Genomic DNA, 9,239 nt, shown 5'->3' with positions numbered 1-9,239 from the left:
AACCCGGTTACGGCTACCCGCAGCAGCCCGGATATCCGCAGCAGCAGGGCCAGCAGCCCTACGGCGGCGGATACCCGCAGCAGCAGCCCGGCTACGGCGGCGGCCGGCCCGAGCTGGCCCACTGGGGTCTGCGGTTCGGCGGCACCCTGCTCGACGGGCTGATCATCGGCGGCCCGTACATGGTCCTCACCGGCATCGGCGGCGCCATGGGCGACGGCGCGGGCGGCGTCCTCGTGCTGATCGGCGTCCTCTCGATGCTCGGCCTCGGCCTCTGGCAGCTCTACCAGGAGGGCTCCACCGGTCAGACCATCGGCAAGAAGGCCGTGGGCATCCGCCTGCTGCGCGAGGCGGACGGCCGCCCGATGGGCTTCGGCATGGCGTTCGTGCGCCGGCTGGCCCACATCCTGGACAGCCTTGCCTGCTACATCGGCTGGCTGTGGCCGCTGTGGGACCAGAAGAAGCAGACGTTCGCCGACAAGGTCTGCTCGTCCGTGGTCGTCAGGGCCCGCTGACCCGCACGCCACGCGCGTCGGAGGCCGCACCCGCGAACGCCGGGTGCGGCCTCCGCGCGTACGGCCTCCGCCACGCAGACGCCTGGAGATGTCCCCGGACGCGTGGAGACGCCCCGCTCAGCCGTCGCGCAGCTCAGCTCAGCCGTCGCGCAGCTCAGCTCAGCCGTCGTTCAGCTCAGGCCAGTCGTCGCTCACGCCCGGGATGTCCGCCGGCTCCGGGCTGGTGCGCTCCATCACCACGAAGCTCCCGGACCGGTGCTTGAGCCGGTACCGCGCCTCCGGGTGAAGCTGCTGGGCGTACGCCACCGGGTCCTCGATCGGCCGGGACCAGCCGAAGTCCAGGTTGATCGCGACGATGTCCGGTGCGGTGCCCGGGGCCCCGCCGATCCAGTAGACGGTGCGGTCGGAGGTGAGGTGGGCCATGAGCGTGATGTCCGTCTCGACGCGCGCCCCGACCGGGATGGCGTCCAGCGCCTCGCGCGCCGCGAGCGTACGGGCGTCCGTGCGGTAGGAGTCCGGGCGAAGCAGGTCGCGCAGCGGCAGGTGCTGGGTGAGGGCGACGGCGATCGCGGTCGCGATCGGCACGGCGACCTTCGCGTACGAGGCGAGCCAGGGACGCGGGGAGTCGCGGCTGCGGCGGATGCCGTCGGCCATGGCCAGGAAGAGCACCGGCATCAGGACCGCGCTGTAGTGCCAGATCATCCCCCAGTGGTTGCTGTCCTGGGAGAGCAGCCGCCAGCCGAGGGTGGGCAGGATCAGCAGCACCAGCGGCGAGCGCAGTGCCATGAAGGCCGTGATGCCGAGCAGGAAGACCAGCATCTCGATCTTGACGGACGAGTTCAGGACGCCGAGTACGGAGTCGAGCAGCGAGACGTCCTGCTCGCCGTTCTTGTCGATCTTCTGCCAGTAGTCGTAGGTGCCCGCGCTGCTGGCCGCCGGGATGAGGACCAGCAGCGTGACGACGAAGGCCAGCACGCCGAACGCGGCGAGCAGCGCGCCCTGGAGCCTGCGCCCGTACACGAACAGCAGGAAGCCGACGACCGCCACGGTGGCGCCGAGGTCTTCCTTGACCAGGACCAGCGGAAGCGACCACAGCACGGCGGCCGTCCAGCGCCGCAGGAGCAGCGCCCGGCATACGAGCGCCAGCAGCGGGACGGCGAAGGCGATCTCGTGGAAGTCGGACTTCACCGCTTCCTGGAGACCCCAGGAGAGGCCGTACGCGACGGTGACGCACAGGCCGGCGCGTCCGCCCAGGAGCTGCTGCGCGGTGCGGCCCACCACGACCGCCCCCGCCGAGAACAGCGCGGCCTGGGCGAACAGCAGGGACTCGGCGGAGGGCCAGATCCAGTACAGCGGCGAGAGCAGGGCGACGACGGGGCTGAAGTGGTCGCCGAGGATGAGGTAGCCGGGGCCCTTGATGTCGACGATCGGGGCGTCGAATCCCGCGTACGCCCGCACCTCCTGCTCGAAGATGCCGAGGTCCCAGGAGGGCGAGCCGAAACGGCTGTACTGGAGGTAGGAGTAGAGGAAGTAGAGCCCACACAGCACCACGCCGGCGATGAGGTAGGGGCGCAGCGGAACGGCTGCCGCGGCTGGGTCCGGGGCGTCCGGGGTGTCCGGGGCGTCCGCTGCGGCGGGGAGCCGCGGATCGGCGCCGGGGGCGTCGTGCGGGGCCGGTCCCTGCGCGGGGAGCCGTCCCGGCCGGTCCGTTCCACTCTTGTTCAGATCTAGCACGGTGACTGCCCCCGCTGCGGATTTCTACGGCCGTTCATTAGAACAGAACCGGCGCTCCGGACCCGTACGCCGGAGACGGCCCCGGCCGCACCCCGTGACGGGACGCGGCCGGAGCGAACGGTTTCCGAGAGACCGGTTTCCGAGCGACCGGGTGGGGCCGGTCGGGCCGGTGGGACGGGCGGGAATTCGGGAGGCGGTGAGGCCCGGCCGCCCGGTCCGCCCGGCCGCCCGGTCCGCCCGGCCGCCCGGTCCGCCCGGCCGCCCGGTCCGTCCGGTCCGCCCGGTCCGTCCGGTCCGTCCGGTCAGTGGAAGAAGTGGCGCGTTCCGGTGAAGTACATGGTCACACCGGCCTTCTCCGCCGCCTCCACGACCAACTCGTCGCGGACGGACCCGCCGGGCTGCGCCACGGCCCGGATTCCGGCCGCCGTGAGGATCTCCAGCCCGTCGGGGAACGGGAAGAACGCGTCCGAGGCCGCGAACGCGCCGCGCGCCCGCTCCTCGCCCGCCCGCTCGACGGCGAGCTTGGCGGAGTCGACGCGGTTGACCTGGCCCATGCCGACGCCGACCGAGGCCCCGCCCTTGGCGAGCAGGATCGCGTTGGACTTGACCGCGCGGCACGCCTTCCAGGCGAAGGACAGCTCCTTCAGCTCGGCCTCGGACAGCGCCTCGCCGGTGGCCAGCGTCCAGTGGGCCGGGTCGTCGCCGTCGGCCTGGAGCCGGTCGGTGACCTGGAGCAGCGCACCGCCGTCGACCGGCTTGACCTCGACGGAGCCGGCCGGGGCCTCGGGGGCGCGCAGCACGCGGATGTTCTTCTTGCGGGCCAGCACCTCGACGGCGCCGTCCTCGTAGGCCGGGGCGACGATGACCTCGGTGAAGATCTCGGCGACCTGCTCGGCCAGCTCGACGGTCACCGGGCGGTTGACGGCGATCACCCCGCCGAACGCGGAGAGCGGATCGCAGGCGTGCGCCTTGCGGTGCGCCTCGGCGACGTCGTCGGCGATCGCGATGCCGCACGGGTTGGCGTGCTTGATGATCGCGACGCACGGCTCGGCGTGGTCGTACGCGGCCCGGCGGGCGGCGTCGGTGTCCGTGTAGTTGTTGTAGGACATCTCCTTGCCGTGCAGCTGCTCGGCCTCGGCGAGCCCGCCGTTGCCCAAGGTGTACAGGGCGGCGGGCTGGTGCGGGTTCTCGCCGTAGCGCAGGACGTTCTTGCGCTCGTACGTCGCGCCGAAGAAGTCGGGGAAGCCCGAGTCGTCGGCGGCGGCGTAGTCGGCGGCGAACCAGGAGGCGACGGCCACGTCGTAGGCGGCGGTGTGCTGGAACGCCTCGGCGGCCAGCCGCTTGCGGGCGGCCAGGTCGAAGCCGCCCGCCCGGACGGCGTCGAGGACGTCCCCGTACCGCCCGGGGCTGGTGACGACCGCCACGGACGGGTGGTTCTTCGCGGCGGCGCGGACCATGGAGGGGCCGCCGATGTCGATCTGCTCCACGCACTCGTCGTCGGAGGCGCCGGAGGCGACGGTCTCCTTGAACGGGTAGAGGTTCACGACGACCAGGTCGAACGGTTCCACGCCCAGCTCGGCGAGCTGCTCGCGGTGGGAGTCCAGGCGCAGGTCGGCGAGGATGCCGGCGTGGACGCGCGGGTGCAGCGTCTTGACCCGGCCGTCCAGGCACTCGGGGAAGCCGGTCAGCTCCTCGACCTTGGTGACCGGGACTCCGGCGGCGGCGATCCGGCCCGCCGTCGAGCCGGTGGAGACGAGTTCGACGCCCGCCTCGTGCAGACCGCGGGCGAGCTCTTCGAGCCCCGTCTTGTCGTAGACACTGACCAGGGCGCGGCGGATGGGTTTATTCACCGACATGACCGAGATGAACCTTTCGTCCCTCAATGCGATGGCCGTCACGGGCGATCCGCCCCACGGCCTCGACGAGCAGCGTGCGCTCGACTTCCTTGATGCGTTCATGGAGAGCGGCTTCGCCCTCCGGTGTGTCCTCCTCGGTCACCTCGACCACGCCCTGCGCGATGATCGGACCGGTGTCGACGCCGTCGTCGACGAAGTGGACGGTGCAGCCGGTGACCTTGACGCCGTACGCGAGTGCGTCGCGCACGCCGTGGGCACCGGGGAAACTCGGCAGCAGGGCCGGGTGGGTGTTGACGGTGCGGCCCCCGAAGGCGGCGAGGAACGCCGGGCCGACGATCTTCATGAATCCGGCGGAGACGACGAGGTCAGGCCGGTGCGCGGCGGTCGCGGCGGCAAGCGCCCCGTCCCACTCCGCGCGGGTGGCGTGGTCCTTGACCTTGCACACGAACGTGGGGATTCCGGCCCGCTCGGCCCGCTCCAGACCGAGGGTCCCGTCCCGGTCCGCGCCGACCGCGACGACCTGGGCTCCGAACCCCGCGGGGTCGTCGCCGATGGCGTCGAGCAGGGCTTGCAGGTTCGTACCCGATCCGGAGACCAGGACGACCAGCCGGGCGGGGGCGGCGGAGGGCGGGGAGGCCACGTCGGGGCCCTTTCTCGCGTGGTGGCGCGGGTGCGGGGAGGGGCGGTGTCCGCGCACGTCCGGGCCAGGTCGGACTCGGTCGGGCGCGGCGCTCCGCACGGGCGAAGCGGTGCGTCGCCTTCCGGAGGGTTGCTCGTGGGGCGTCCCGCCGGACCGGCGCTGGGCGAGGTCGGTGCTTTGTAGGGTCCTACGAGAGAATCGCTTCACCCGATACGGGGAACCCTACGAACGCGCCGACCGTCAGCAACGATACCGGCACACCCGACGGCCCCCACGGGACGGGGGCGTGAGCGGGGGGTAGCGTCAGGGGACAGCGAACCGTCCGCCGGGCGGACGAACCGTCCTTCGGGCGGACATGACGAGATGGGGAAGACGTTCACCACATGCCGGACCGACGCCGTCGCACCGCCTTCCGCCTCCCGTTGCCCGAGCGGGCCGCTCCGCTGATGCGGGAGAGCCGGCCCTCCTCGCCGGAGGACTCCTCTTCCGGTTCCCGCTCCGGATCGCCCTCCGTATCGGCCGGTTCCGGCCCCTCCTCCGGTTCGTCCGGTGACTCTTCGGGCTCTCCGGCGAGTCCTGCCGACGACAACCCGTTCGCCCCGCCGCCCGCGGGCCGGCCCGACCAGCCGTGGCAGCCGCGCCGGCCCGCGGGCGGGAACGGCGACGGGAAGGGGAGCGGCGACGGAAGCGGCGGCTCAGGCAGCGGCTCAGGCGACGACTCCTCCGGCGACCGCCCTCCGTCGTGGGGCAGCCAGTGGAGCAGCAAGCAGCCCGGCCGGGGCGGCAGCGGCTTCGGCGGCGGCCGTTCCGGCGCGGGCGGTCCCGGTGGGCCGGGCGGCGGCCGGGGCGGTCCCGACGGCGGTCCGGGCGGACTGCGGTGGGACCCCACCGACCCCGCCCAGCGGCGCGCCCGCTACGCGGTGCTCGGCGGTATGTGGGCCTTCTTCTTCGCCCTCTTCGACCTCCCGGAGATCGCCCTGCTGCTCGGCGCGCTCTCCGTCTACTGGGCGATCAGCTCGCTGCGCGCCAAGCCGAAGTCCCTGTCGGCGAAGGCCCCGTCGGCTGCCGAGCGGGCGGTGGACGGCGGTACGGGCGCCGGGTCCGCGGCGGGCGACGGCCGGGCGACGACGGGTGCCGGGGCGACGCCCGCCACCGGGCCCGCTCCCGCCGCCGGACAGAGCGGCGGCGGCCGGCCGCAGACCACCGCGGCGATCAGCGGCCTGGTCACCGCCGTGCTGGCGCTGTGCATCGTGGCGACGACGTTCACCGTGCAGCTCGTCTACCGCGACTACTACACCTGCGTGAACGACGCCCTGACCAAGTCCGGCGCGATCGCCTGCAACGACCTGCTGCCCAAGCCGCTGGAGCCGTTCTTCGGCGTCAAGAAGTAGCGCCCGGGCCGTCCGTCTCCGCACCGGCGGACGGCCCGCCACCCCCGGGAGGCCGTACGGTGTCCCGCTCCGCGTCGCCCGGCCCGTCGCCGCTCTCACCGGCCGGCTTCTCAGCCGGGAAGGCATCGGCCCGGGAGGCATCGGCCGGGAAGTCATCGGCCCGGGAGGCATCGGCCCGGCCTGCGGGGAACTGCGCCATCAGGCCGCCGGACTGCCGCTTGAGGGAGGCCCAGCGCGCCTGCCGCGCACTCTTCTCGTGCCACGGGTCCGTCGGCTGGAAGTCATACGGTTCGAAGCCCGCGAAGCCCTCGGCGTCGGCCCCGCCGCCCGCCGCCCCGGGCCGCCCCGAGGCGGCGTCGGCGGACACGGAGGAGGCGGAGGGCGTGGCGGGCGCGGCGTACGACTTCTGCTCGTCCGCGTCCCCGCGCCAGGCCCAGCCGGACTCACGCAGTCGCCACATCCGCAGGAGCAGCGCCGCCGGTACGCCGAGGACCGCCGTCCACAGCAGCGCCGCCGGCCCGGTCAGCCACCACACGGGCCCGAACGCGCTCAGCGCGCGGCTGCCGAGCGGACCGCCCGCCACAGCGGTGAGCAGCGCCGTACCGGCACCGCAGCCGAGAGCCGCGAGGCCGGTCACCAGGGCCGTCTCGCCCGCACTCCACGCCCGCGCGCGCGGCGCGTCGGCCGGTGCCGCCCGGCGTACGGTGAACCAGGCCACCGCCAGGGCGGAGGCGACCGGCACGGCCAGCGCCGCCCAGGTCACCGGTGTTCCCGGCCCCTGCGCGGGCACCGCCGCCAGCAGCGGGAAGTCGGGCACGGCCGGGTCGCCGGCGAGGGCGAGCGGGGTCGCCGTGGCTCCCGTGCCGAGCGCGAAACCGGGGCCGAGGCCGTACGCGGCCCCCCACAGCGCGGCGTTGGGCACGAGCGCCGCGGTCAGCAGCAGCACGGCGAAGCGGCCGGACCAGTCCCCGGAGAGCGCCAGGAACGAGTCCTGGGCCGCCGGGCCGTTGCGTGCCAGGGCGACCGCGACGAGCAGCGCACCCCCGCCGAGCAGCACCGTCACGCCCACCGCGGCCGACCGGGACGCCGCCTCCACCCGGTCGCGGAACAGCGTGCGGGCGACGGCTTCCTGGAGCACCAGCGGCGACCAGGACGGCAGCGGGCCCAGCGGCCGTCCGGCCGCCGTCCACACTCCGACCGCCGCCGAGGCGGCCACCACGAGCGCCACCGGGAACGCCAGCGTGTCCGGGTCGGCGCTCAGGGGGCCGCCGCGCGCGTAGGCCGCCGCACCGGCCACGACCAGCAGGTAACCGGCCGTCACCGCGCAGAACACCCCGGCCTGCGACGGCCTCGCCCGCCCCTCCTCCGGCTCCGCCGCGTCACGTGCCGCCCGGTGCGCCAGCCAGAGCGGGCCCACCACGAGCAGCAGCGGGACGAGGCCCACCGGCGCCGGGACGCCGCTGAGCGTGTCGGTCCGCACGAGTTCGGCACCGTGGGCGAGCAGCCAGACCCCCGCCGCCGCGCGCAGCGCGCCCGCCGGGCCGCTGTCGGGGTACGGGGAGCTGATCCACAGCGCCATGACCAGGACGGCCAGGCAGCCGAGCCCGAGCCCGGCGGCTGCGACACCTCGCAGAAAGGCCGAGGCCAGCGCGAGGGTTCTGTTCCGTTCGGCCGTCACCGTCGAGGCCCGTTCGGTCATTTGGGTCACGCCGCCCATGCTGCCAACGACACGCGCTTATTCCGTGTAACGGGCGAACAGCCGCTGTGTCGCTCAATATACGTTTATGTACTTTTTCTCCCTGTGGAGTGCTGCCGGGGGTCCCCCATGACCCGGAGCAGCACCGATGAGGCCGCCGCGCAGCCGCTGCCCTCCCCCAAGGAGCGCCGCAGACTGCGCGAGGCGAAGTCGCTGAGCGAGGATCAGGTCGCGGACGCCGTCGGAGTCACGCGCGCCACCGTGCGCTCCTGGGAGACGGGCCGCACGAGCCCGCGCGGACGCAAGCGCGCGCTGTACGCCAAGCTCATCTGCCCGGAACCCGAAGAGCCGGGGCCCGCCGCCGTCACGGAACCCGGGCCGGAGGCGGAGGAGGCGGACGCGGGGCCGCAGCCCGTCACGGCGTCGGAACCGGCGGAGGCGGGCGCACCGAACGCGGACGCGACGGACGCGGACGCTGAGGCTGACGCGGGGGCGCGGGCCGAGGCTGACGCGGAGGCCGAGGCTGACGCGGAGGCAGGGGCTGACGCGGGCACGCCGCCGGGGCCCTCGGCGCAGCCCGCGCGCGCGGGCCTCTCCCCCGCCGAGGCGTTCGACGCGCTCTACGCACACGCGGCACCCGGTCTCGTGCGCCAGACGTACCTGCTCACCGGTCGCCGCGGCCTCGCCCGCGAGTCCGTCGAGCGCGCCTTCCAACTGGCCTGGCACCGCTGGCCGGAGGTGGCCGTGGACCGCGACCCGGCCGGCTGGGTGCGCGCCGCCGCGCACGAGTACGCGCTGTCGCCCTGGCACCGGATGCGCCGCGCGCACCGGCATCCGGACGCCCCGCCCACCGAGCCGGCCCGCCGCGCCCTGTTCGGCGTGCTGCTCGACCTGCCTCCCGCCTACCGGCGGACGCTGCTCCTCTACGACGGGGTCGGACTGGACCTCCCGGAGACGGCGGCCGAGACGGAGGCGAGCACTCCGGCGGCGGCGGGGCGGCTGATGACGGCCCGCGCGGCCGTGGCGAAGGAGCTGCCCGATCTGGCGGCGGCCCCCTCCGCCGAACAGTCCGGACTGCTGCACGAACTGCTCGCCTCCCTCGCCCGCGCCGAGCACGTCCCGGCTCCGCGCCCGGCCCGCGCCGTGCGCACCGGCAGCGAGAACAAGGCCAAGCTGTGGACCAGGGCGGCCATCGCCTTCGTCGCCCTGCTCATCACCGCGACGGGCCTGACCCTGCACACCGCACCCACCCACTACGAGCAGCCGCTGTCGCCCGCCGAGCGGGTCGGTGGCGTGCCGCCGCGCGGCGGTCCGCAGAAGCTCACCCCGCAGGACCTGGAGCTCCAGAAGTCGCTGCGGGAGGAGCTGGCGCACGGCCCGGAACGGCTGATCCCGCAGGTCCCCTGAGCC

The 9,239-nt window shown here is 74.3% G+C and carries 7 protein-coding genes; 3 read left to right on the top strand and 4 right to left on the bottom strand.

Translation table 11 applies throughout. The features are described from left to right. Positions 1-512, top strand: a 512-nt coding sequence (locus tag EES43_RS18350; RefSeq protein WP_164493197.1) for an RDD family protein, incomplete at its 5' end; no start/stop codon positions are given. Positions 513-671: 159 nt separating this feature from the next. On the opposite strand, the gene EES43_RS18345 is transcribed toward EES43_RS18350, so the two are convergent. From EES43_RS18345 to purN, 3 genes are all read right to left on the bottom strand, one after another. After that, on the bottom strand, positions 672-2,246 hold the full coding sequence (locus tag EES43_RS18345) for a DUF2079 domain-containing protein (RefSeq protein ID WP_124269698.1): 1,575 nt from the start codon (positions 2,244-2,246) through the stop codon (positions 672-674). Positions 2,247-2,548: 302 nt separating this feature from the next. Further along, positions 2,549-4,102 carry a bifunctional phosphoribosylaminoimidazolecarboxamide formyltransferase/IMP cyclohydrolase gene (gene purH, locus EES43_RS18340; RefSeq protein ID WP_124269697.1) on the bottom strand — a complete coding sequence of 518 codons (1,554 nt, stop codon included), beginning with the start codon at positions 4,100-4,102 and terminating at the stop codon, positions 2,549-2,551. Further along, the gene (purN, locus tag EES43_RS18335; protein WP_124269696.1) at positions 4,089-4,742 is read right to left on the bottom strand and encodes a phosphoribosylglycinamide formyltransferase; all 654 of its coding nucleotides are present in this window, start codon (positions 4,740-4,742) and stop codon (positions 4,089-4,091) included. The genes purH and purN overlap by 14 nt, the downstream gene beginning before the upstream one ends. Positions 4,743-5,125: 383 nt before the next feature. Here purN and EES43_RS18325 point away from each other — a divergent pair, with 383 nt between their 5' ends. Beyond that, positions 5,126-6,133, top strand: a complete 1,008-nt coding sequence (locus EES43_RS18325) for a hypothetical protein (RefSeq protein WP_124269694.1) — start codon at positions 5,126-5,128, stop codon at positions 6,131-6,133. On the opposite strand, the gene EES43_RS18320 is transcribed toward EES43_RS18325, so the two are convergent. Continuing rightward, on the bottom strand, positions 6,123-7,832 hold the full coding sequence (locus EES43_RS18320; protein WP_241192681.1) for a cell division protein PerM: 1,710 nt from the start codon (positions 7,830-7,832) through the stop codon (positions 6,123-6,125). The genes EES43_RS18325 and EES43_RS18320 overlap by 11 nt on opposite strands. 126 nt (positions 7,833-7,958) lie before the next feature. On the opposite strand from EES43_RS18320, the gene EES43_RS18315 reads away from it, so the two are divergent. Further along, a complete protein-coding gene (locus tag EES43_RS18315; protein WP_124269693.1) occupies positions 7,959-9,236 on the top strand; it encodes a helix-turn-helix domain-containing protein in 1,278 nt (425 codons plus the stop codon). The last annotated feature ends 3 nt before the right edge of the window (positions 9,237-9,239 follow it).

The sequence above is a fragment of the Streptomyces sp. ADI96-02 genome, assembly GCF_003846185.1.
In the GTDB taxonomy this organism is placed as follows: domain Bacteria; phylum Actinomycetota; class Actinomycetes; order Streptomycetales; family Streptomycetaceae; genus Streptomyces.
The sequence above is the reverse complement of the archived record's forward strand: the minus strand, read 5'-3'. Positions and strand labels throughout refer to the sequence as shown.

Bases quoted from the DNA above. Each gene is read 5' to 3' on its own strand.
- purH (WP_124269697.1), bottom strand. From the start codon at position 4,102: ATGTCGGTGAATAAACCCATCCGCCGCGCCCTGGTCAGTGTCTACGAC.
- EES43_RS18325 (WP_124269694.1), top strand. From the start codon at position 5,126: ATGCCGGACCGACGCCGTCGCACCGCCTTCCGCCTCCCGTTGCCCGAG.
- EES43_RS18320 (WP_241192681.1), bottom strand. From the start codon at position 7,832: ATGACCGAACGGGCCTCGACGGTGACGGCCGAACGGAACAGAACCCTC.
- EES43_RS18315 (WP_124269693.1), top strand. From the start codon at position 7,959: ATGACCCGGAGCAGCACCGATGAGGCCGCCGCGCAGCCGCTGCCCTCC.